General features: G+C 61.9%; 20 protein-coding genes and 1 tRNA gene. 11 read left to right on the top strand and 10 right to left on the bottom strand.

What is annotated here, in order from left to right; genetic code table 11:
• Nucleotides 1-20: 20 nt before the first annotated feature.
• Both NT26_RS16485 and NT26_RS16480 read right to left on the bottom strand, forming a co-directional pair.
• Complete coding sequence (locus NT26_RS16485; protein WP_052640348.1) at nucleotides 21-1,895, bottom strand: autotransporter assembly complex protein TamA; 1,875 nt, start codon at nucleotides 1,893-1,895, stop codon at nucleotides 21-23.
• Nucleotides 1,896-2,104: 209 nt separating this feature from the next.
• Nucleotides 2,105-2,368 (bottom strand): YMGG-like glycine zipper-containing protein, encoded by a 264-nt coding sequence (locus NT26_RS16480; protein ID WP_052640347.1) that lies wholly within the window; start codon nucleotides 2,366-2,368, stop codon nucleotides 2,105-2,107.
• A 291-nt stretch (nucleotides 2,369-2,659) separates the two neighbouring features.
• On the opposite strand from NT26_RS16480, the gene NT26_RS16475 reads away from it, so the two are divergent.
• The 4 genes from NT26_RS16475 (at nucleotide 2,660) to hemA (ending at nucleotide 7,812) form a co-directional block, all read left to right on the top strand.
• Nucleotides 2,660-3,148, top strand: coding sequence for a (2Fe-2S)-binding protein (locus NT26_RS16475; protein ID WP_052640346.1), 489 nt, complete (start codon nucleotides 2,660-2,662; stop codon nucleotides 3,146-3,148).
• A 102-nt stretch (nucleotides 3,149-3,250) separates the two neighbouring features.
• Entirely contained in the window at nucleotides 3,251-5,599 is a 2,349-nt protein-coding gene (locus NT26_RS16470; protein ID WP_052640345.1) for a xanthine dehydrogenase family protein molybdopterin-binding subunit, read from the top strand.
• A 12-nt stretch (nucleotides 5,600-5,611) separates the two neighbouring features.
• The gene (locus NT26_RS16465; RefSeq protein WP_052640344.1) at nucleotides 5,612-6,409 is read left to right on the top strand and encodes an FAD binding domain-containing protein; all 798 of its coding nucleotides are present in this window, start codon (nucleotides 5,612-5,614) and stop codon (nucleotides 6,407-6,409) included.
• A gap of 188 nt (nucleotides 6,410-6,597) precedes the next feature.
• A complete protein-coding gene (gene hemA, locus NT26_RS16460) occupies nucleotides 6,598-7,812 on the top strand; it encodes a 5-aminolevulinate synthase (protein WP_052640343.1) in 1,215 nt (404 codons plus the stop codon).
• A 33-nt stretch (nucleotides 7,813-7,845) separates the two neighbouring features.
• Here the strand turns inward: hemA and dxr are convergent, their stop codons facing one another.
• Nucleotides 7,846-9,039 (bottom strand): 1-deoxy-D-xylulose-5-phosphate reductoisomerase, encoded by a 1,194-nt coding sequence (dxr, locus tag NT26_RS16455; protein WP_052640342.1) that lies wholly within the window; start codon nucleotides 9,037-9,039, stop codon nucleotides 7,846-7,848.
• 133 nt (nucleotides 9,040-9,172) lie between these two features.
• Between dxr and NT26_RS16450 the strand changes: the two genes are divergently transcribed.
• Nucleotides 9,173-10,390: an FAD-dependent oxidoreductase gene (locus NT26_RS16450; RefSeq protein WP_052640341.1), complete on the top strand. Its 1,218-nt coding sequence runs from the start codon at nucleotides 9,173-9,175 to the stop codon at nucleotides 10,388-10,390.
• Between the two features lie 234 nt (nucleotides 10,391-10,624).
• The gene (locus NT26_RS16445; protein ID WP_052640340.1) at nucleotides 10,625-11,674 is read left to right on the top strand and encodes a methyl-accepting chemotaxis protein; all 1,050 of its coding nucleotides are present in this window, start codon (nucleotides 10,625-10,627) and stop codon (nucleotides 11,672-11,674) included.
• Nucleotides 11,675-11,837: 163 nt separating this feature from the next.
• Here the strand turns inward: NT26_RS16445 and NT26_RS16440 are convergent.
• Nucleotides 11,838-11,914: transfer RNA gene (locus NT26_RS16440), tRNA-Arg, on the bottom strand.
• An 88-nt stretch (nucleotides 11,915-12,002) separates the two neighbouring features.
• On the bottom strand, nucleotides 12,003-13,166 hold the full coding sequence (locus tag NT26_RS16435; protein ID WP_052640339.1) for a M20 aminoacylase family protein: 1,164 nt from the start codon (nucleotides 13,164-13,166) through the stop codon (nucleotides 12,003-12,005).
• Nucleotides 13,167-13,360: 194 nt separating this feature from the next.
• Between NT26_RS16435 and NT26_RS16430 the strand changes: the two genes are divergently transcribed.
• Together NT26_RS16430 and NT26_RS16425 are read left to right on the top strand one after the other, a co-directional pair.
• Nucleotides 13,361-14,416 (top strand): D-alanyl-D-alanine carboxypeptidase family protein, encoded by a 1,056-nt coding sequence (locus NT26_RS16430; RefSeq protein WP_082077745.1) that lies wholly within the window; start codon nucleotides 13,361-13,363, stop codon nucleotides 14,414-14,416.
• A 9-nt stretch (nucleotides 14,417-14,425) separates the two neighbouring features.
• On the top strand, nucleotides 14,426-15,580 hold the full coding sequence (locus tag NT26_RS16425) for a CobW family GTP-binding protein (RefSeq protein ID WP_052640337.1): 1,155 nt from the start codon (nucleotides 14,426-14,428) through the stop codon (nucleotides 15,578-15,580).
• A gap of 15 nt (nucleotides 15,581-15,595) precedes the next feature.
• Here the strand turns inward: NT26_RS16425 and NT26_RS16420 are convergent, their stop codons facing one another.
• From NT26_RS16420 to NT26_RS23015, 5 genes are all read right to left on the bottom strand, one after another.
• Nucleotides 15,596-15,832 carry a sulfurtransferase TusA family protein gene (locus tag NT26_RS16420; protein WP_052640336.1) on the bottom strand — a complete coding sequence of 79 codons (237 nt, stop codon included), beginning with the start codon at nucleotides 15,830-15,832 and terminating at the stop codon, nucleotides 15,596-15,598.
• Complete coding sequence (locus tag NT26_RS16415) at nucleotides 15,829-17,109, bottom strand: L,D-transpeptidase family protein (protein WP_052642292.1); 1,281 nt, start codon at nucleotides 17,107-17,109, stop codon at nucleotides 15,829-15,831. The genes NT26_RS16420 and NT26_RS16415 overlap by 4 nt, the downstream gene beginning before the upstream one ends.
• Nucleotides 17,110-17,284: 175 nt before the next feature.
• The gene (locus NT26_RS16410; RefSeq protein ID WP_052640335.1) at nucleotides 17,285-18,238 is read right to left on the bottom strand and encodes an acetyl-CoA carboxylase carboxyltransferase subunit alpha; all 954 of its coding nucleotides are present in this window, start codon (nucleotides 18,236-18,238) and stop codon (nucleotides 17,285-17,287) included.
• Nucleotides 18,239-18,278: 40 nt separating this feature from the next.
• Nucleotides 18,279-19,223 (bottom strand): site-specific tyrosine recombinase XerD, encoded by a 945-nt coding sequence (gene xerD / locus NT26_RS16405; protein ID WP_052640334.1) that lies wholly within the window; start codon nucleotides 19,221-19,223, stop codon nucleotides 18,279-18,281.
• Nucleotides 19,224-19,228: 5 nt separating this feature from the next.
• A complete protein-coding gene (locus NT26_RS23015) occupies nucleotides 19,229-19,384 on the bottom strand; it encodes a hypothetical protein (RefSeq protein ID WP_172972366.1) in 156 nt (51 codons plus the stop codon).
• A 157-nt stretch (nucleotides 19,385-19,541) separates the two neighbouring features.
• On the opposite strand from NT26_RS23015, the gene NT26_RS16400 reads away from it, so the two are divergent.
• The 3 genes from NT26_RS16400 to NT26_RS16390 are packed head-to-tail and all read left to right on the top strand — an operon-like array spanning nucleotide 19,542 to nucleotide 22,569.
• On the top strand, nucleotides 19,542-20,135 hold the full coding sequence (locus NT26_RS16400; protein ID WP_052640333.1) for a shikimate kinase: 594 nt from the start codon (nucleotides 19,542-19,544) through the stop codon (nucleotides 20,133-20,135).
• A complete protein-coding gene (gene aroB, locus NT26_RS16395; RefSeq protein ID WP_052640332.1) occupies nucleotides 20,132-21,265 on the top strand; it encodes a 3-dehydroquinate synthase in 1,134 nt (377 codons plus the stop codon). Before NT26_RS16400 ends, aroB begins: the two co-directional genes overlap by 4 nt.
• Nucleotides 21,265-22,569: an HlyC/CorC family transporter gene (locus NT26_RS16390; RefSeq protein WP_052640331.1), complete on the top strand. Its 1,305-nt coding sequence runs from the start codon at nucleotides 21,265-21,267 to the stop codon at nucleotides 22,567-22,569. The genes aroB and NT26_RS16390 overlap by 1 nt, the downstream gene beginning before the upstream one ends.

The following is a 22,569-nucleotide window of genomic DNA, read 5'->3' as shown; positions in this document are numbered from 1 at the left end:
TTGATCGCCTCGCGGCGCTGTCAGAACGATTGCCCGATCCCGGCATAGATGCCGTAGTCGCTGCCGCCGTCATATTTCCGAAGCGGTACTGCAACGTCGAGGCGTAGCGGCCCAAATGGCGTCGCATACCGAATCCCGATACCCGCACCGGCACGGATATCGGAGAAATCAGGCACGATTTCGGTCGAGACCGTCCCGACGTCAATGAATGGTACCAGACCGATATTCTCGGTGATCTTGGTCCTGACCTCGAATGATGCGAGCGCGTAAGAACGTCCGCCCAAGGCTTCCTCGGCGTCATTATAGGGCGAAATCTCACGAAATGCATAGCCGCGGACCGATCCTCCGCCGCCGGCAAAGAACCGGCGGGTCACGGGGATGTCGGCGAGATCCTCCGCACCGATCAGCGTGCCGGCCGAAACCTTACCCGCGAGGACGATGTTGTCTTCGGCTCCCATACCCAGATACCCGGAGAGCGAGCCCTCGAATGAGGAGAAGACGTTACCGTTGAAGAATTCGTAGGAGGGCTTTGCCGAGATCGTCGCCCAGTATCCCTCCGTCGGGTCGAGCTTGTTGTCACGGGCATCCCGCTCGAACGCGACGGGGACGCTGAATGTCAGGTAATCGTTTTCGCCGAAGGCGTCGTCGGCATTGATCCAGGCAATTTCTCCGCCAGCCTTCAGTGTGTCGGTCTCGTTGAGTTCGTAGGAGAGGCCGGCAGAGCCGATGACCGTCTGCGCTTCGTATATGTCGTCGGGCGTCTCGCTTTTCGCCTCCAGACGCGACTCGAATGTGGCTTCCGGAACGGGAAATCCGGGCTTGGTGAAGACGATGCCGGCGGAATAGTCGAAGGTCGTCACGTCCGTTGTGGCGCCGATGCCCGATACCTTGCCTTCTATCCGAAGCGCTTCAGCCTCCCCGAAGAGGTTTCGGTGGCCCCAGTAGCCCTGCAGGCCTGCACCATCCAGCGAGGAGTATTCTGCACCGAATCCGAAATAACGATGCTTGCCCTCGGAAACCTCGATGGTGAGGGGAAGTGTTCCGTCGGGTGCAAGCGCTTCTGCCTCGCGAATCGTGATGCTTGAAAATACGCCCAGTTCACGCAGACGTTCCGAGGCCTTCCGCAACTGCTCGGGCGAGTAGCGGTCACCCTTGTCCAGCCGCGAATAGCGACGGATGAAATCCGCCTTCACGGTTCGTGATCCCTTGATCGTCACCGCGCCGAAGTCGGCTTCGGGGCCGCTGACCACACCCGTCACCACATCCACCGTCAGCGTCCGATGGTCGGCGGTGACCTGCCGCTCCGTCAGACGCGCCAGCGGACGTCCTTCTGCCTTCACATCGACAAGCAGACGTTCGCTTGCTTTCAGAATGACGCGGGAACCGGCTTCTCCTCCCGGGACAAGGTCGTAGTCGGCGGGATCGCGTCCGGCAGCGTCACCCTCGAACCGCACCGAGCCGAGCCTGAAGACCGGGCCGGGTATGATGCTGACTGTAACCGGCACAGGGCGTGAGTGATCGAAAGTCGGGTTTGGGGGGAGGGCGTCGATATCAACGCCCTCGATGCTGATATGGACGGTGCCGCCATAGCGGGCCTCCTCATAGAGGACTGCGATCAGCCGGTCCCGGTCTTCTCGTGCCTTGATAACGATACCAAGGTCTCCCGACACCGGCTGTTCCTCATCGTTGACAAGAGAGGCGGCATTCTCCAGGCGTTCGGCAAGATCGGAGTCGGCGTCGCCTGTGGACAGCGTGGCGTCGTACCGAACGGGATTGATGACCTCTATGGTCTCTTCCTCGGACCCAAACAGATTGATGCCGAACAGCTTGAGAGCATGAGCCGGCGAGGCCGTCAGAAGGCCGATCACGACGGCAGAGGCCGTGAACGTCACCATCCGTCCTGGGAAGCAGGCGACAGCTGCCTCGCTAACTGGTCTACGCACCCACACTATCGGTCTTTGCCTTCCGAGCCGTCTTCAAGCGTCAAGTCCGCCTATGTAGCGGTTAAAGCCGAGGCCGAACACCTCTTTTGATGGCTCGGTGATTGTTATTAAAAAGAAAAGCCCCGGAGCTTGCTCCGGGGCCACAGCCGGATATGCGCGGCTCAGTAACGGCGCGGGCAGTCGTCGATGTAACGCCGTCCATAGCGGTCGCGGTAGTAGCACTGGCCGGGCTGCTCGGCGACCGAGCCGATCAAGGCTCCCGAAACGCCGCCGATCGCGGCGCCGACTGCGGCTCCCCGCACATTGCCTGTGGCCAGGCCGCCGATCACGGCACCGGTGCCTGCACCGATTGCGGCTCCCTGTTCCGTCTGGGTGCAGCTTGCCAGCATCAATCCCGTCATTACGAGCACAAGCGTTCTTTTCATCGTCTCTCTCCCACAGCTCAACGTCATCAATGGCTGGCGGCGACGCCTTTGCCCACGGCATTCGTGCGCCCCATCAATTGCTACAATAGATCGGGCGCAGCCGATGTCCATAGATCCAAGGCGATCGTGGTCGGATCTTTCTGCACCGGATTTGACGGGCGTCATGTCTAGCGGGACCGTCCATCAACGTTCATCGGAAAAATGTTCCTCGTCGCAAAGCTAGAGGTTGATCGGGTCGGCAAAAAGGAAAATGATGCGAGCGTGTCTGGAGGAGACACGAGGAGGAGCACGATGGTAAAAGTGACGCTGACGGTGAACGGCCGTACGGTGAGTGGCGAGTGTGACGACCGCACGCTGCTGGTTCATTTCATCCGGGAGAAACTGGGACTGACGGGAACGCATGTCGGGTGTGATACGACCCAGTGTGGCGCATGCGTCGTTCACATGGACGGGAAGTCCGTCAAGAGCTGTTCCATCCTCGCCGTCCAGGCGGCAGGCTCCAGCGTCACGACCATCGAGGGAATCGCCGCACAAGGCGAACTTCATCCCGTCCAGGCCGCCTTCAAGGAACACCACGGCCTGCAGTGCGGCTTCTGCACGCCTGGCATGGTGATGACCGCTGTCGATATGATCAACCGTCACGGCGGCAAGCTCGACGAAGCGACCGTGCGCCATCAACTGGAAGGCAATATCTGCCGGTGCACCGGATACCACAACATCGTCAAGGCAGTCCTTGCCGCCGACGCCGAGATGGCGGCCGGCCGGCAGGCGGCGGAATGACAAGCCAGACCGAGGTGTGCGGATAGGACCGACAGCCGCTCCTGCGGCGCGGGATATTCGCCCTTCGAAGTTGCTGTTCGCTCATTTCTGGAGGAGATGAAAATGGGTGTTGAAGGAATTGGTGCACGTGTCACCCGCAAGGAAGACAAGCGCTTCCTGACCGGCAAGGGCCGGTACACGGACGACATGTCGGTGCCGGGAATGAAGTACGCCTACTTTGTTCGCAGCCCCTATGCCCATGCAAGGATACGCGGCATCGATGCCGCCGCGGCGAAGGCCATGCCGGGCGTCATCGATGTGCTGGACGGCAGGCAGCTACAGGCCGATGGGATCGGCAACCTGATCTGCGGCTGGATGATCCATTCCAAGGACGGATCGCCAATGAAGATGGGCGCCTGGCGGCCGCTCGCGCACGAGATCGTCCGCTATGTCGGCGATGCGGTCGCGATCGTCGTCGCCGATTCCTCGGCGGAAGCACGTGACGCAGCCGAAGCGGTCGTGGTGGACTACGAGGAGCTTCCGGCGGTGACGGAGGCGGTGTCAGCGCTGGAGACTGACGCACCGCAGATCCATCCGGAGGCGCCGGGCAATCTGATCTTCGATTGGGAGATCGGCGATGGTTCGGCGACGGACCAGGCGATCGCAACCGCCGCCCACGTCACCGAGATCGAGATCCACAATAACCGGCTGTCGCCCAACCCTATGGAGCCGCGTGCGACCCTCGGCATCTATGACACGGCCGAGGATCATTACACTTGCTATACGACCAGCCAGAACCCGCATGTGGCGCGTCTGGTGATGAGCGCCTTCTATAACGTCGCTCCCGAAAACAAGCTCAGGGTGATTGCCCCCGACGTCGGCGGCGGCTTCGGCTCGAAGATCTACATCTATCCGGAGGAGATCGTCTGTCTCTGGGCATCCAAGAAGAATGGGGTCCCGGTCAAGTGGACCTCGGATCGCACGGAAGCCTTCCTGACCGATGCGCATGGCCGTGACCATGTCTCCAAGGTCAAGATGGCCTTCGATGCTGATCATCGCATCATCGGCCTGAAGGTGGACACGATCGCTAATCTCGGCGCCTACATGTCCCTCTTCTCCTCCGCCGTACCGACCTATCTCTATGCTACGCTGCTCTCCGGCCAGTACGCCATCCCGTCGATCCATGCCAATGTCCGCACGGTCTACACCAATACGGTACCGGTCGATGCCTATCGCGGCGCCGGGCGTCCCGAGGCGACGTATCTCTTGGAGCGGACGATGGAAACGGCCGCCAGGGAGCTCGGGGTTTCTCCCGCCGAATTGCGACGCAAGAATTTCATCCGTTCGTTCCCCTATCAGACGCCGGTCATCATGAATTATGACGCCGGCGACTACGAGGCATCGCTGAGTGCCGCCATGCAGGCGGCCGATTGGGATGGCTTCGCGGCGCGCCGCGCAGAGGCGGAAGGCCGTGGCAAACGCCGTGGAATCGGCATGAGCTGCTACATCGAGGCCTGCGGCATTGCACCTTCGGCTGCCGTCGGCTCTCTGGGTGCGGGTGTCGGTCTGTGGGAATCGGCGGAAGTACGGGTGAACGCCGTCGGCACGATCGAGGTCCTGACCGGCTCGCATAGCCATGGACAGGGTCACGAGACGACGTTTGCGCAACTGGTGGCGGAGCGGCTTGGCGTGCCGCTCGACAGTGTCAACATCGTTCACGGCGACACCGACAAGGTACAGATGGGGATGGGCACCTACGGCTCCCGTTCCGGTGCGGTCGGCATGTCGGCGGTCGTCAAGGCGCTGGACAAGGTCGAGGCGAAGGCGAAGAAGATCGCCGCCCACCTGATGGAGGCGGATGACAGCGACATCGTCATCGAGAACGGCGAACTGAAGGTGGCGGGTACGGACAAGACCGTACCGTGGTTCCAGGTGGCGCTGGCAGCCTATACTGCCCACAACCTGCCATCGGGCATGGAGCCTGGGCTGAAGGAAACGGCTTTCTACGATCCTGCCAACTTCACCTTCCCGGCCGGATGCTATATCGCGGAGGTCGAGGTCGATCCGGAGACGGGCAAGACGGAGATCATCCAGTTCGTCGCGGCAGACGATTTCGGCAATATCATCAACCCTCTGATCGTCGAAGGACAGGTGCATGGGGGGCTGGCGCAGGGGATCGGCCAGGCGCTGCTCGAAGAAGTGCGCTATGACCGGGAAAGCGGCCAACTGCTCACCGCGAGCTATATGGACTATGCCATGCCTCGCGCGGACGACCTTCCGTCCTTCAACCTCTCGCATCAGAACACGCCCTGCCCAAGCAATCCGCTTGGCATCAAGGGCTGCGGCGAGGCGGGGGCAATCGGTTCGCCGCCGGCGCTCATCAATGCCATCACCGACGCGATCGGCAACAACAGCCTGACCATGCCCGCCACGCCGATGAAGGTCTGGCATGCTATGCGCGCGACACACTGAGGAGGATCGGACATGTATGCAACGAGCTATCACCGCGCCTCCTCGGTCGAGGAGGCTGTCAAACTGAAGAGCCAGCATGAGGAAGGGCGCTATCTGTCCGGCGGAATGACGCTGATCGCAACGATGAAGCAGCGGTTGGCCGCTCCGTCGGACCTGATCGACCTGCGCCACATTCCCGACCTGAAGGGAATTTCCCTCGATGGCGGCAATGTACGAATCGGCGCAGCCACGCCGCATGCGGATGTCGCCGGCTCGTCGCTCCTTCGCTCGGTCTGTCCGGCGATCTGCGATCTGGCCGGAATGATCGGCGATCCGCATGTCAGGCACATGGGAACGATCGGCGGTTCGATCGCCAACAATGATCCGGCCGCTGACTATCCGGCCGCCATGCTCGGTCTCGGGGCAACGATCATCACGGATCGCCGGTGGATCGGAGCGGACGAGTTCTTCACCGGTCTCTTCGAGACGGCCCTGGAGGAGGGAGAGATGGTGACCGCCGTGACCTTCGAGGCGCCCGAGAAGGCAGGCTATGCAAAGTTTGCCAATCCCGCTTCGCGTTATGCGCTTGCCGGGGTCTTCGTCGCCAAGCGCCCGGACGGGGTCCGTGTGGCTGTGACGGGTGCGGGAGCGAACGGCGTGTTCCGCCATGGAGGCATGGAAGAAGCACTGGCATCATCCTGGTCGCCCGAAGCCGTCATGACAGCCGAAGTCGGTCAGGCGGATATGCTCGCCGACATGCATGCGAGCGCGGACTACAGGGCCAATCTTGTTCGTGTAATGGCCAAGCGTGCCGTCCAGGCAGCCGGGTGAGGAGGAGAGTCGGGATATCCTTCCCAACTTGATGTGGATCAAGTCCGTGGTGGCCCGCATCGGCTACCACGGACCCTGGAACCGTTCGAAATAACGTCCAATTGCCGCAGTCTGGATTAATTCCAATCTGCGGGGTTGACGCGGAGCGAGCGAGAAACCAAAACCGTTACAGGGTTCTGGAGTGTGACATGGATTTCGAGGCATTTTTCAAGAGCGAACTGGACAGTCTTCACCAGGAAGGCCGTTACCGGGTGTTCGCCGATCTCGAGCGGCATCGCGGCAGTTTCCCTCGTGCCACGCGTCACACGCCCGAGGGTCCCAAGGAAGTTACGGTCTGGTGTTCCAACGATTATCTCGGCATGGGCCAGCATCCAGCCGTGATCGCAGCCATGCATGAGGCGATCGATCACTGTGGCGCGGGTGCGGGAGGCACCCGGAATATCTCTGGCACCACCCACTACCATGTTCTTCTCGAGCAGGAGCTTGCCGATCTTCACGGCAAGGAGTCCGCGCTCGTCTTCACCTCCGGCTATATCTCCAACTGGGCCACGCTCGGTACGCTCGGCCAGAAGATTCCCGGCCTCATCATCTTCTCCGATGCGTTGAACCACGCGTCGATGATCGAAGGCATTCGCTACGCCAAATGCGATCGGGTGATCTGGAAGCACAACGACCTCAACGACCTGGAGGCAAAGCTTGCCGCGGCCGATCCGAACGCGCCGAAGCTGATCGCGTTCGAATCGGTCTACTCCATGGATGGCGACATCGCGCCGATCAAGGAGATCTGTGATCTCGCCGACAAATACGGTGCAATGACCTATCTCGACGAAGTCCATGCGGTTGGCATGTACGGTCCGCGCGGCGGCGGCATCGCCGAGCGCGAAGGCCTGATGGACCGCCTGACGATCATCGAGGGCACCCTCGGCAAGGCCTTCGGCGTGATGGGGGGCTATATCGCGGCGTCTACAGCGCTCTGCGACTTCATCCGCTCATTTGCTTCCGGCTTCATCTTTACGACCGCCCTGCCGCCGACGCTCGCTGCCGGCGCGATCGCCTCGATCCGGCACCTGAAGGCCAGCCCCTTCGAACGCGTCCGCCATCAGGACCGCGTCAAGAAGCTACGTTCGCTGCTCGATGCCCGAGGCATTCCGCACATGCACAATCCCAGCCACATCGTGCCGATCATGGTGGGCGACGCTGCCAAGTGCAAGTGGATCTCAGACATCCTGCTCGACTCGTTCGACATCTACGTGCAGCCGATCAACTACCCGACGGTGCCGCGCAAGACGGAGCGCCTGCGTATCACCCCCACGCCGCTGCATTCGGATGGCGATCTCGAGCGCCTCGTCGATGGGGTGCATCAGCTCTGGTCGCGCTGCGCGCTCGCCCGCGCGGTTGCCTGAACCTCACCCCAGACAAATCAAGCAAATGGCCGCTTATGCGGCCATTGTTCTTTTCGAGACCAGAGCAGCAGCACTCCTTCGTGCCTCCGCATCCGCGGCAAAGACCCCGTCAATCGAGCCGGCAGCCGGATAGCCGATCATAGCCTCCATGACCTCCTCGGCGATGTCGGCCATCGCCAGGAAGCCGATCCTTCCGGCGCAGAAGGCGTCGAAGGCCACTTCCTCGGCGGCATTCATCACCGCGCCCTGGGCGCCGCCGCGTTCCAGCGCAGTTCGCGCCAGCCGTAATGCCGGGAAGCGCACCTCGTCCGGCGCCTCGAAGTCCAGCCTTGCGAGCTTGGCGAAGTCGAGCCGCTCGACGTTCAACTGAGGCCGATCCGGGTAGGTGAGCGCATAGCCGATGGCGGTGCGCATGTCCGGTGCGCCGAGCTGCGCCAGAATTGAACCGTCCCTATAGCCGACCATGGAATGAATGATCGACTGCGGGTGGACGATCACCTCGATCTGGTCCGGCCTGAGGTCGAAGAGATGCTTCGCCTCGATCATCTCCAGCGCCTTGTTGAACATGGACGCGCTGCCGATCGAGATCTTCAGACCCATGGACCAGTTGGGATGCGCCTTCGCGACATCGACCGTAACGTCTGCCATTTGGTCGCGCGACCATGTCCGGAACGGGCCGCCGGAGGCGGTGAGCACAATCCGCTCTATCGCATGATGCTGGTCGTCCTCCAGGGACTGGAAGATGGCGCTGTGCTCGCTGTCCACGGGAATGAGGCGCCCGCCACCTTCCCTGACCGCGTGCACGAAGAGATCGCCGGCGGAAACCAGGCATTCCTTGTTGGCAAGCGCGATATCTGCGCCTCTTCGGGCGGCCGCAAGTGTCGGCGCCAGACCGGCCGTGCCGACGATCGCGGCCATCACCCATTCGGCTTCGGCTGCAGCAGCTTCCATGACCGCCTTGCGGCCAGCGCCCGCCTCGATGCCTGTTCCGGCGAGCGCTTCCTTCAGTTCGGCATATCTGGCATCGTCCGCCGTGACGGCCATTCTCGCTCCAAAAGTCTTCGCCTGCCGCGCCAGGAGCTCCACATTGCTGTTGCCGGTGATGGCGACGAGATCGAAAGCCTCACGTCCACCCAGTTGCTCGACGACGTCGAGCGTGCTGACGCCGATCGATCCGGTCGAGCCGAGGATGGAGATGCGGCGCCGCGCGCCAGGGCCTATTGCCATTTTCTGTTTCCTGCAGGTGATCTCCTGACGGGTCTACAGGCCAAGCACGCTCGTCACAAGGGTCACCTCCGATCGCTCGAGGCTGCGACCGGATGCACCTTGATCGTCGCCGCGGTTCAGGCGAAGTAGGGACATGGATCATCAGGACGAACTGCAGACCACATGTGTGATCGCCGGCGCAGGCCCGGCCGGGCTGATGCTCGGCTTCCTGCTTGCCCGGGCCGGTGTCGATGTCGTCGTCGTGGAGAAACACGCCGATTTCCTGAGGGACTTCCGCGGCGATACGATCCATCCTTCGACCCTGGAAGTGATGCACGAACTGGGGCTGGCGGAGGAGTTTCTGGCCCTGCCGCACACGCGCGCTCCGAAGCTCTCGGCAGAAGTTGGCGGGCGTAACATAACGATCGCTGATTTCTCGCGCCTGCCGGTGAGGCATCGGTTCATAGCCTTCATGCCGCAATGGGATTTCCTGAATTTCCTGGCTCGAAAGGCAGCGCAGTACCCGAATTTCCGGCTGATCATGTCGGCTCGGGTGGTGGATGTGATCGTTGAGGGGGACCGGGTGGGCGGCCTTCAGATCGAAACAGAGGCGGGCCTTACCGCAATCCGGGCCAGGCTCGTCGTCGGAGCCGATGGCCGAAGTTCGGTGGTCCGGCAGAAGGCCGGGCTCGAGGTAGAAAACCTCGGCATGCCGAGCGAGGTCCTCTGGATGAAGCTCAGCCGGCAACCGGGAGATCCGGTAGAAGTCATGGGTCACGCAGGCCCGCGCCAGGGTCTGGTGCTGATCGACCGCGGCGACTACTGGCAGTGTGGTTACGTCGTCCGCAAGGGGACGTTCTCCGAGATCAAACGAGGCGGGATCGAGCCTTTCCGCCAGATGGTGCGGGACGTCTCTCCACTGCCGCCGGACCGCATGGAGGAGCTCAGGAGCTTCGACGATGTCAGCCTGCTCACCGTGCGCATCGATCGCCTGAAGAAATGGTGGCGGCCGGGGCTTCTGTGCATCGGCGACGCTGCCCACGCAATGTCCCCCATCGGCGGTGTCGGCGTGAACCTCGCGATCCAGGATGCCGTGGCGACGGCAAATATTCTCGGCCGCCCGCTGCGGGAGGGGCGGCTAACCGATGGCGATCTCGCGATGGTGGAGAAACGCCGCGGTTTCCCGACGAGGGCAACCCAGAAACTCCAGGTGATGATGCGTAGCAGCCGCCGGAAGGATCAGGACGATTCGCAGAAGCGAAGAGGCCCGCCCGCCTTTATCCGCGGAATCGCCCGCTGGCCGGTACTTTCCCATCTCGCGGGCCGGCTGATAGGACTTGGCTTCCGCATGGAGCATGTCCGGCCGCGCTAGCGTTCCTGACGGGGCGGGAAAAGCTCGGCCTGGAGATTCCCGGTATTTTTCTGATCCAGCTTCTTCGGTTGTAAAAGGCATATTTGATGTAACGACATATTAACCATACTGCGGAAGTATAGCTGAGTAATTTCATTTCAATTTGTTTTCCATCTTCTCGCTGCTGAGAGGCAAGGCCGTCCAGTGCTGGCGCAATTCCAGGACGAGTCCCACCCAGCGGCAACGCCCCGCACCATGAAGATCGTGACCGAAGGCATCGGGATTGAGCTGGAGCGGTTCAGCACCGACAACGCCAATGTGGTCAGGCAGATAAGACTGCTGGCAATCAATGCGCTGATCGAGGCGGCAAGGGCCGGAGACACGGGAAAGGGTTTTGCGGTCGTCGCCAACGAAGTGCAGCGCCTGGCACAGACGGCCACGGAGATCGCGGAGAAATTCGAAACCCGCGTGCTGGGGCGTATCGGCCTCGGTCGCAGCATGGCAGATGCGCTGGTCGTCGAGATGGAAGGTGTCCGATTGACGGACCTTGCCCAGACACTGGTCCAGCTCATCGTCCGCAACCTCTTCGAGCGTACGGCGGACGTACGCTGGTGGGCGACCGACTCAGCGCTCTGGCAAGCGCTTTCAAGCGACGATCCTGCAATTCGGGCGGTTGCCTCCGAGAGGCTGGGCGTCATCAATCGCTTCTACACCGTCTATCTCGATCTGGTGCTGACAGATCTGGATGGCCGCATCGTCGCCTCCGCCAATCCGACGTTCCAGAGAAAGATCGCAGGTTCTACCATTACGGCCGAGCCCTGGTTTGCTGCGGCGAGACGCTGCGGTTCCGGCGACGACTGCATCGTTGACGACGTCAAGCCGAGCCGCCTTCACGACGGACGCAAAGCGCTGGTCTATGCAAGGGGCGTGCGGGAGGGTGGACGGCTGGATGGGCAGCTCCTCGGCACGCTCGGCGTCTATTTCGATTGGGAGATCCAGGGGCAGGCGATCGTAGAAAAGGAAGCGAACCTTCCACCTCATGTCGCCGAGAAGACGATCGTCATGCTCCTTGATGGCAACAACAAGGTCATCGCTACCACGCGCCCCTCGCTGCTCTTCACCCACTACGCCCTGCAGAAGAAGGCCGGGCAGGACAAGGGCAGCTACTATGATCGCAATGGAGCGATCGTCGCCTTCGCCAAAACCCTCGGCTATGAGGATTATGACGGCCTCGGCTGGTACGGGGTAGTCGTGCAGGAGACCGAGAGCGACGACTCGATACGGGCGGCGCTCGACCTGGGGTGATCCGGGACCCCTGCGGGCGTGGGCGCGATTTCCAGAGGCGACGAGATGACCGGATACGTGGAAGGCCTCGACGAGGTGCGTTTCCGGGTGGTTTAGTCCCGGAGCTACCTAGTGCATGGCCGGGTTTGCCGAGTGCAATCTTACAAAGCAAGGATCTGAGGAGTGGTGATCCCGGCGCGATTCGAACGCGCGACCCCCAGATTAGGAATCTGGTGCTCTATCCTGCTGAGCTACGGGACCACTGCCAGCATCCATACAAAAGCCGCCTGCCGAAGCCAAGCCTTTTCATGGGGCGGGGCAGGCGAGCTTCCGGCTTCGTTCACCGCCGTCAATCACTAAGGCGTTGTTCCGCCAGCCGCACCCAATAGGAGATGCCGTAGGCGATCGCCTCGTCGCTGAAGTCATAGGCGGGGTTGTGGAGAGGCGTGCTGTCGCCGTTGCCGATGAAGATGAAGGCGCCGGGGCGGCTCCTCAGCATGTAGGCAAAGTCCTCTCCAGCCATCGAAGGCTCCGCCTCCAGATCGAGATTGGCCGTTCCCACCACGTCCGTGGCTGCCCGTGCGGCATGTCCGGTTTCGCCGTCGTGGTTGATGGTCACGGGGCAATTGCGCTCGTAGTGAATTTCCGCATTCGCATCATGGGCAAGGGTGATGCCGGCGACGATCTGTCGGATGCGCTGCTCGGCGAGATCGCGAACCTCCTCGTTGAGGCTGCGGACGGTTCCGCCGAGCTCGGCACAGTCGGGAATGATGTTGTGGGTCGTTCCCGCCTGGAAGCGGGTCACCGAAACGACGACGGATGCCAGCGGGTCGGCATTGCGTGCGGCAATTGCCTGCAGGCCGCCGACGATCTGGGTGCCGACGAGGATGGGGTCGATCGTTCGGTGCGGCTGGGCCGCGTGGCCGCCGCGGCCCCTGACGGTGATGGCGAACTTGTCAGGGGCGGCCATGATGGCGCCGCGACGGATCGCGAACTGGCCGATCGGTATGCCAGGCATGTTGTGCATGCCATAGACCTCGTCGATCCGGAACCGCTCCATCAGGCCGTCCTGGATCATCGCCAGCGCTCCGGCGCCGCCTTCCTCGGCCGGCTGGAAGATGACCGCGATGGCTCCGTTGAAATTGCGGGTTTCGGAAAGGTATTTTGCCGCACCAAGCAGCATGGCGGTGTGGCCGTCATGCCCGCAGGCATGCATGCGGCCGGATATCTTCGAGCTCCACGGCTTGCCCGTCATCTCTTCAAGCGGCAAGGCGTCCATGTCGGCGCGCAACCCGATCGTCCGTTCGCCCGGTCCCCGGCCGCGGATGATTCCGACGACGCCGGTACCGCCGATGCCGCCGACGATCTCGTCCACCCCGAACTCGTGGAGGCGTGCTGTCACGAAGGCAGCGGTTTCATGAACGTCGTAGAGAATTTCGGGATGCTGGTGCAGATGGCGGCGCCATTCCGTCGCTTCCGCCTGAAGTTCGGCGGCTCGGTTGATGATCGGCATTCTTTCCCCTTGGGCCTCGCAAACGAGATCGTGAATCCTCGTCCCACTGCATAGTGGCCGTTGCGATTGACGCAATCAATCTTCTTTGCCATTGCTTGGCCACATAGGCCACCTATGGCCACGCTCGTTTCCGACACAACGAGGTTACCGTCTTGCCGAACAATTGCCCTAGCCTGCCGCGTTTTCCCCGGTTGATGGCATCCGTCCTTGCCGTTGTGGTGTTCGCGTCGGCGGGTGTCGCTCATGCCAATCCGAGCATGGTCGTGGACGTCCGTACGGGCCGGGTGATCGCTCATGAAGAGGCGTTCAGCAAATGGTATCCCGCCTCCCTCACCAAGCTGATGACCGCCTATGTGACCTTCAAGGCTCTAAAGTCCGGCAGGCTGGCGCTGGATACGGAAGTGATCATGAGCAAGAAGGCAGCGGACCAGCCGGCCAGCAAGATGTATTTCAAGCCGGGCTCGAAGCTCACGCTCGACAGTGCCCTCAAGCTGCTGCTGGTGAAATCCGCGAATGACGTCGCGGTGGCCGTCGCGGAGACTGTCGGTGGTACCCTTGACGAGTTCATCGTGATGATGAACTCCGAGGCCGGACGATTGGGGATGACCTCGACCCGATTCATCAACCCGCATGGCCTGCCGGGCAAGGGACAATATACGACCGCCCGGGACATGGCCGTTCTTGCCATGCAGCTGAAGCGGGAGTTTCCTGAATATGCTGGATATTTTGCGCTCGAGGGTGTCAGTACCGGCAAGAAGAACTATGCCAATTTCAACATGCTCGTCGGCCGCTTCGACGGCGCTGACGGCATGAAGACGGGCTTCATCTGCGCATCCGGGTTCAACCAGGTGTCGTCGGCGACGCGGAACGGCCGCACCGTCATTTCCGTCGTTCTCGGCTCCGACAGCCTTGCCGGGCGTGCGGACGAATCCGCCGATCTCCTGCAGAAGGGCCTTTCCGCGCCTCCAGGCCAAGGGGTGCCGCTCTCAGCCCTCGCTCCCTATGGTGATACGGCCACCGTCAATGACGTGAGTGCCGAGATCTGCAACCCGCAGGCAGCCAAGGTGCGCAGCGAAGGCCGTGACGATGCCGGGCGGATGATCGTGCATTCTCCTTACATCAAGGAGATGTCACGGCCGCCGCGCTACAGCTTTGCGGGGCTGATTCCAGGTTCGGAAGTCGCGGCGAGCACCAAGGGCCAGAACGAGATCGCCAACGTGCCGATCCCGCTCCCACGACCGACGTTCTGAGCCGAGGCCATGTCTCCTGCTTCCGGCCGCATTCCCGTTTCGATTCTCACCGGCTTTCTCGGCGCCGGAAAGTCGACGCTTCTCAACCGGATCCTGAAGGATCCCGCGATCACCGATACCGCGGTCATCATCAACGAGTTCGGCGAGGTCGGGATCGACAACCTGCTTGTGGAGGCGTCCGGCGACGCACTGGTTCAGCTGTCGGACGGTTGCCTCTGCTGCACCGTGCGGGGAGAACTGGTCGATACGCTTGCTTACTTCATGGATGCCATCCAGACCGGAAAGCTGAAGCCGTTGCGGCGGATCGTCATCGAGACGACCGGTCTCGCGGATCCCGCACCGGTCATGCAATCCATCATGGGGCATCCGGTCATCGTCCAGAACTTCGAACTCGACGGCGTCATCACCGTCGTTGATGCCGTCCATGGGCTGGCGACGCTGGACCGGCATGCGGAAGCCGTAAAGCAGGTTGCGGTGGCGGACCGTCTCATCATTTCCAAGAAATCACTCGCCGATGCAGCTCAGATGGAGGCGCTGGAGGCACGCCTTGCCGTGCTGAACCCGCGTGCGCCTCGCATGGACGGCGACGCTTCGGAAGCTGCGAGCGCTGCGATGCTCGCCAACGGTCTCTATGACCCTGCGACCAAGAGCCCTGATGTTGGGCGATGGCTGCAGGACGAACTGGTGGCGGTCTCGCAAGGGAGTGGCCATCATCATCATGACCACGGTGACCACCATCATCATGGTGAGCATCACCACCACCATCACCACGACGTCAATCGCCATGGCGAGGATATCCGCTCGTTCTCGCTGGTCAGCGATCGTCCCATAGATCCTGCGGCCATCGACATGTTCGTCGATCTGCTTCGCTCTGCACATGGAGAGAAGCTGTTGCGTATGAAGGCGGTGGTTGCGCTGTCGGACAATCCTGACCGGCCGCTGGTGCTGCACGGTGTGCAGTCCATCTTTCACCCGCCCCAGCGGCTCGATGCCTGGCCGGCAGGCTCGGATCGATGTACGCGTATGGTGCTGATAACGCAGGGACTGTCGGAAGAGTTCGTGTCGGATCTCTTTGCCGCCTTCAACGGGCAGCCGTGCGTCGACCGTCCCGATCGCGCCGCGCTTGAAGACAATCCGTTAGCGGTCCCGGGGCTGCGGATGTGACAGGTGCGTTCCCGGTTATCCCTTCCGGATGCAGAAGCGGTGGCCGTCGCTGGTTTTTTCCGACTGCAGCAGTTCGTGGCCTTCCTCCCGGCAGAAGTGCGGGATGTCGATGCCGGCCAAGGGGTCGCTGGTTTCGACGATAAGCTCGTCGCCGGAGCGCATCGACTTCAGCCGCCGGCGGGTCTTGAGCACCGGAAGAGGGCATTTGAGACCCCGCAAATCATAGGCGGAGTCCAGCGTCCCCGACGTCATTCCTGCGACCAGAATTTCCAGAACGGCCGCTTCTTGCTGTCCGAAACCGGCGGGGCGGCATAGGCCATCGGATTCTGTACCGGGATCGGCACCGTGGTGGACGAAGCATCGGCCGTGGCCGTCGGTTCTGCAGTCGGGGCGGCCCCTGCGATTTCGCTCTGCTGGCGCGGCAGTCGGTCCTGCTTCATACGCTCCGCCGCCGTTGCCGGACGGGCGGACGTCGAGGCAAGCATGGTCGTTGCGGGTTTGCTTTCCGGCGCCGTGCGCTTGGCCATCAGCGCCTCGAACTCCTCGCGCTTCATCAGCTTGCCGGCTTCGAGAGAGGTACCGGTCGGGGCATAGGCAATGTCCCGGCCCTTGCGCTTCTCGGCAACCACGGCCTTTCGCTCGGCTTCGGAGGGCTCGTACCAGACCATGCCGTCAAGCTTCTTGACGGCCTTCGCATAGGCAACTTCGTAGCTCTGCTGATGGGATGCGAGAGCGGCCATCAAGCCCGGGGGTGTCGACATCGGCGGGCAGGCTGCCGCTGCGTTGAAGGTCGCTGCGCCCTCGACCTGCTGGTTGAAGACGTACTTTTTCTCGCAGACATTCACCTCGGGGGGACGCTTCGTCACCTCGAAGTTGTCGTAGCCGGTCTTCAGCATCTGCCAGAAGTCGTAGTGCTCGCTGCCACGGTGGCGGGCCATGTTTTCCGCCGTCATCCGGAAGGGAAAGGCCTGCAGTTGCACGGCGGACTGACCACCCTTGAAGGCGTCGCGCGCAAAGGCATAGATTTCCAGAACCTGCTCGTCGGTCATCGAATAGCATCCGGACGAGGAGCAGGCGCCGTGGATCATCAGGTTGGAACCGGTCCGGCCGTTGACCTGGTCATAACGGTTCGGGAAGCCGGTATTGATGGCGAGGAAGTACTTGGAGTTTGGATTGAGATGCGCCGGCGTCAGGTTGTAGAAGCCTTCGGGTGCCTGCCTGTCGCCTTCCTTCTTCTTCGGGCCCAGCTTTCCCGACCACGCGCAGATCTGGTAGCTCGAGATCATGTCGAAGCGGTTGTCGGCTTTCGCCTTCCAGACCTCCAGGACACCTTCTTCCTTGAAGATGCGGATCATGATCGGCGACGTGCGCGGCATGTTCTTCTTCTGCATCTCAGCGACAATGCGCGAGGGCAGGGGGTGCTCGACCTTGTTCTTGATCTTGGACACGTCGACGGAGTCGAGAGTATCATTGCAGCCTGCAAGGGCAGTCGCGAGTGCGAGAGCGAGAGCGATGTTTTTCAGGCGCATCGGCATAGGACCACGTGACTGTGTATTGCGGACATAAGTATCTGCGTAACAGCAGCGATAATGAAGCGGTAATCTTTACATCTTCTTAACCGCTCGTCCCCGTCTGTATAGCAAAACTGCGGCTAAGTGCCACCCTGATCAGCAATGTGGCCAAATTGAGCTAAGACTGCACCCTTCAGAGGTTACGGCCGATCTGGAGGAACTTCTGGCGCCGTGCCGCGCGCACCTCGTCGCCCGACAGTTTGCCGAGTTCCGCCAAGGCCTCTTCAATGACATTCCCGGTAGCCGTGATAACCGTTTGCGGATCCCTGTGAGCGCCGCCGACGGGCTCGGGGATGATGTCGTCGATGATGCCTAGCTCCTTCAGGTCTTCCGCCGTGATCCGCATATTGGTGGCGGCTTCCTTGGCACGGGTCGAATCCCGCCACAGGATGGATGCCGCACCTTCGGGCGAAATCACCGAATAGATCGCGTTCTGGAGCATGTAGACGCGATTGCCTGTCGCAATGGCGATGGCTCCGCCGGAACCGCCCTCGCCGATGACGACCGAGACCATGGGAACGCGCACTGCAAGACACATTTCAGTGGAACGGGCGATTGCTTCCGCTTGTCCACGTTCCTCCGCCCCGACACCCGGATAGGCGCCTGCGGTGTCAACCAGCGAGATGATCGGCAAACCGAAGCGGTCGGCCATTTCCATGACGCGGATCGCCTTGCGATAGCCTTCCGGACGAGGGCTGCCGAAATTGTGCTTGAGGCGGCTCTTCGTGTCGTGGCCCTTTTCCTGGCCGATCACCGCGACAGGCTGTCCGCGAAAGCGTGCGAGACCGGCCTGGATCGCCGCATCCTCGCCGAAACCTCGGTCGCCCGCGAGCGGTGTGAAGTCGGTCAGCAGATGCGACGCATAATCGACGAAATGCGGGCGCTGGGGATGACGCGCTACCTGGGTCTTCTGCCAGGCGTTCAGCTTTGAATAGATCTCTTCGGTCGCTTCGCGAACGCGTCCTTCAAGTCTCGCGATCTCTTCGGATGTGTCGATGCTCTCGTCTTCAGCGGCAAGCTTCTTCAGTTCGTGGATCTTCCCCTCGAGGTCTGAGATAGGCTTTTCGAAGTCGAGATAAGTCTGCATGAGATCCGTGTTCCGATCATTCTGGCTTGGCGGCGGCCTTCTATTCCCGGTTTTCGCCGGTTTTTGCAAGGGGGTGGTGCGTCTGCACCAACTGCCTCAGCCGTTCTTCGAGCACATGAGTGTATATCTGTGTGGTGGAAATGTCGGAGTGACCGAGCAGTTCCTGAACGATGCGCAGGTCCGCTCCGTGCTGCAGGAGGTGGCTCGCGAACGCGTGGCGCATGACGTGCGGTGAAATTGCGGCGGCTCTAAGTCCGGCGCGTGCGGCAATCGCCTTCAGGTCGCGGGCAAAGACCTGGCGCGGCAGGTACCCGTCCTTTCCTGGCGAAGGGAAAAGCCAAGGGTTGTCGCCTGCTTCCGCCAGTTCCGCCTGCCGGGCCTGCCCGTATCGCTGCAGGACGTGGATCGCGGATTTCGAAAGCGGGACGAGCCGTTCCTTGTTGCCCTTACCCCGGATAATCAGGAAGCGGCCCTCCTGGCTGAGGACGCGGGCGGGCAGGGAGACGAGCTCGCTGACGCGCATGCCGGTGGCGTAGAGGAGTTCGAGCAGGGCCAGCATGCGAAGACGGACATACTGGCCCGGCGATGGATCATCCGCCTCTCGTGCCGCCTGCTCCAGAAGACGCGTAACGTCGTCCTCGCTCATGGTTTTCGGCAGCGCCCTGCGTTTCTTTGGGCTGTCCAGGGTGGATGTCGGGTCGTCGCCCCTAAGGCCCTCCGCGTAGAGGAACTTGTAGAACTGCCGCATCGCCGACAACCTGCGCGCCTGGGAGCTGGGGGCAAATCCCTTTTTCCCGAGGTCCGAAAGGTAGGCGCTGAGATCCCTGCTGCCGGCGGTGATGGGGGAGACCTTCTTTGCCGCCAGGAAGGAATGGAGGTCATCGAGGTCCCGCTGATAGGACGCGAGTGTGTTGCCGGCGGCGCCACGCTCTGCGCTCATCATCTCGAGAAAGGCCTCGATGTGGGCGTGAGAGAGGTCGGCCATGCCGACTATTCCTGAGGGGCGGGGTTCAGGCGCTCCGACGGAACCCGCACGGAGACTTCCCGCTCGCGTGGTTCCACGAGGAGGACGAGGGCCACCATGCTCCCATAGATCACGCCGGCGATGGCCGTCAGGATGAAGAGGAAGCGAAAGAGGGTGGGCATAGATTGACGGCTCCGTTCGCACTCCGGTGCGAGTGCGCACTATATGCGTAAACCCTTGCGGTCAGGCAAGCCCGCCGCGAGCGACCTCTTTCGCGGCAGCACGACTTGACGCTGCCGGTCCATTTGTCGATACCGTTGACGAAATGGATACAGGCCTATGACAGACCTCCTAGCACCCGTCGCGGCGTCCTCGCTTGCGGAACAGGCTCGCGCTGCCCTTGGCAAGCGCAACCTCGTCTTTGTCGGCCTAATGGGGGCGGGCAAGTCGGTGATCGGCAAGATGGTGGCGCAGGCTCTCTCCATTCCCTTCGTGGATACCGACGGAGAGATCGAGAAGGTCTCCCGGATGACGATCGCCGAACTCTTCGCCAGCTATGGCGAGCCCGAATTCCGGGCGCTGGAGGCAAGGGTGATCGACAGGCTGCTGAAAGGCGGACCGCGGGTCATTTCGACGGGCGGAGGGGCGTTCATCAACGACAATACCCGCAGGCTTATCAAGCAGGGCGGCATATCCGTCTGGCTGAAAGCGGACCTCGATGTACTGTGGGAGCGGGTCAACAAACGTGACCATCGGCCACTCCTGAAGACGGAAAACCCGAAGGCGACGCTGGAGAACCTCATGAATCATCGGTACCCGATTTATGCAGAGGCGGACCTCACCGTCTATTCCGGCAATGTCCGCAAGGAGACCATGGTGACGAACGTCTTGTCTGCAGTTGTCGAACTCGCAGAGAAAGGTCAGGGGAAATGAGTGCTGCAATGCTCAGGCCTGCGGAGGAACGTATCGTCCATGTCCCTCTCGGGGAGCGTGCCTACGACATCCTGATCGGCCCCGGGCTCATCGGTCGCGCGGGCGGAGAATTCACGGCACGCCTGAAGGGCAGGCGGGCTGCGATCATCACCGACGAGAACGTCGCATCGCATTACCTGGCACCGCTCATGGACAGCCTGCAGACCGACGGTATCGAGGCCGTTTCGCTGACATTGCCGGCAGGCGAGAAGACCAAGAGCTTCGACAATCTGGCCGCGGTTGCGGACATGGTGCTGTCGGCGAAGATCGAGCGCAACGATGCCGTGATCGCTCTCGGCGGCGGCGTCATCGGCGATCTGGCCGGTTTTGCAGCGGGCATAGTCCGTCGGGGAGTGCGCTTCGTGCAGATCCCGACCTCGCTCCTCGCACAGGTGGATTCCTCCGTGGGCGGCAAGACCGGCATCAACACGCGCCATGGCAAGAACCTTCTGGGCGTCTTCCACCAGCCCGATCTGGTGCTTGCCGACACAGCCGTTCTCGACAGCCTGTCGCCGCGGGAATTCCGGGCTGGTTACGCCGAGGTCGTGAAATACGGACTGATCGACAAGCCTTATTTCTTCCACTGGCTCGAGAAGCACTGGAAGCAGGTCTTCGAGGGTGGCCCGGAACGGAACGAGGCGATCGCCATCAGTTGCCGGGCCAAGGCAGACGTGGTCGTCGAGGACGAGCGGGAGACGGGTCGTCGCGCCCTGCTCAATCTCGGGCACACTTTCGGCCACGCCCTCGAGGCGGCAACGTCCTACGACAGCAGCCGCCTCGTCCACGGAGAGGGCGTCGCGATCGGCATGGTGCTCGCGCATCAGTTCTCCGCCCGGCTGAACCTTGCAAGCCCGGATGACGCTCAGCGTGTTGCCGCGCATCTGTCCGAGGTCGGCCTGCCGACGCGGATCACCGACATCGAGGGCGAACTGCCGCCGACTGATGTTCTCATGGATGCGATCGCCCAGGACAAGAAGGTCAAGGGCGGAAAGCTCACCTTCATCCTCACCCGCGGCGTGGGGCAGTCGTTCGTCGCCGATGACGTGCCGCCATCGGAGGTCGCCAGCTTCCTGGAGGACATGCGATCCTGATGATGGAAACCTTTGTCTCCGTGCTCTCGGAATACTGGCTAACGGTCGTCTCGATCCTCGTTCTGATCGGCGCCTCCGCTTTCTTCTCCGGTTCCGAGACGGCGCTTACGGCAGCCTCTCCGGCGCGAATGCACACGCTCGAGGCCAACGGCGATCAACGGGCCGGCGTGGTCGCATCCCTGATCAGGCGTCGCGACCGCCTGATTGGCGCACTTCTGATCGGAAACAACCTGGTGAACATCCTGGCGTCGTCGCTCGCCACCAGTCTCTTCCTCGGCCTGTTCGGAGATTCGGGTGTGGCGTTCGCCACGCTTCTGATGACGGTCCTGCTGGTGATCTTCTCGGAAGTGCTTCCCAAGAGCTGGGCAATCTCCTCGCCAGACCGCTTCGCGATGGTGGTGGCGCCGGTGGTGCGTCTCTTCGTGGTCGTGGTCGGTCCCCTCTCAAGCGGGGTTAACGCCCTCGTCCGCGGGCTGCTCTCCCTGGTGGGGATCAACCTCTCGAGCGAAGGGTCCATGCTCTCCGCCCATGAGGAGCTTCGGAGTGCGCTCGACCATCTTCACCGCGAGGGCGGCTTCAAGAAGGCGGATCGCGACCGTGTCGGCGGCCTTCTTGACCTGGAGGAGCTCGAAGTCTCCGACGTCATGAAACATCGCACCGTCATGAGGGCCGTCAATGCCGACGATCCGCCTGAGGTAGCGGTCAGGACGGTTCTGGAGAGCCCGTTTACCCGCATGCCTGTCTGGCGGAACTCGACGGAGAACATTATCGGCGTCGTCCATGCCAAAGATCTCCTGCGGGCGTTGGCAGAGCCGAATGTCGAGCCGGAGAACCTTGACATCGTCAAGATTGCCCAGAAGCCGTGGTTCGTCCCGGACAGCACGACGCTGAAGGACCAGCTCAACGCGTTTCTTCGCCGCAAGGTCCACTTTGCCGTTGTCGTGGACGAGTATGGAGAAGTGCAGGGCATCGTCACGCTCGAGGATATCCTCGAGGAAATCGTCGGGGACATTTCCGATGAGCACGACCTGGAGATTGAAGGCGTGCGGCAGGAGGCCGACGGCTCTATCATCGTCGACGGATCGGTCCCGATCCGCGACCTGAACCGGGCGCTCGACTGGAACCTGCCCGACGACGAGGCGACCACGATCGCGGGCCTGGTGATCCACGAATCGAAGCTGATCCCGCGGGAGCGGCAGGCCTTCACCTTCTATGGCAAGCGCTTCATCATCATGAAGCGCGAGAAAAACCGGATTACCCGCTTGAGGATCCGACCGGCGGAGGTGAACCTTCCCGCCGAATGA

It is taken from the genome of Pseudorhizobium banfieldiae, from assembly GCF_000967425.1.
Lineage (GTDB): Bacteria > Pseudomonadota > Alphaproteobacteria > Rhizobiales > Rhizobiaceae > Neorhizobium > Neorhizobium banfieldiae.
The sequence above is the reverse complement of the archived record's forward strand: the minus strand, read 5'-3'. Positions and strand labels throughout refer to the sequence as shown.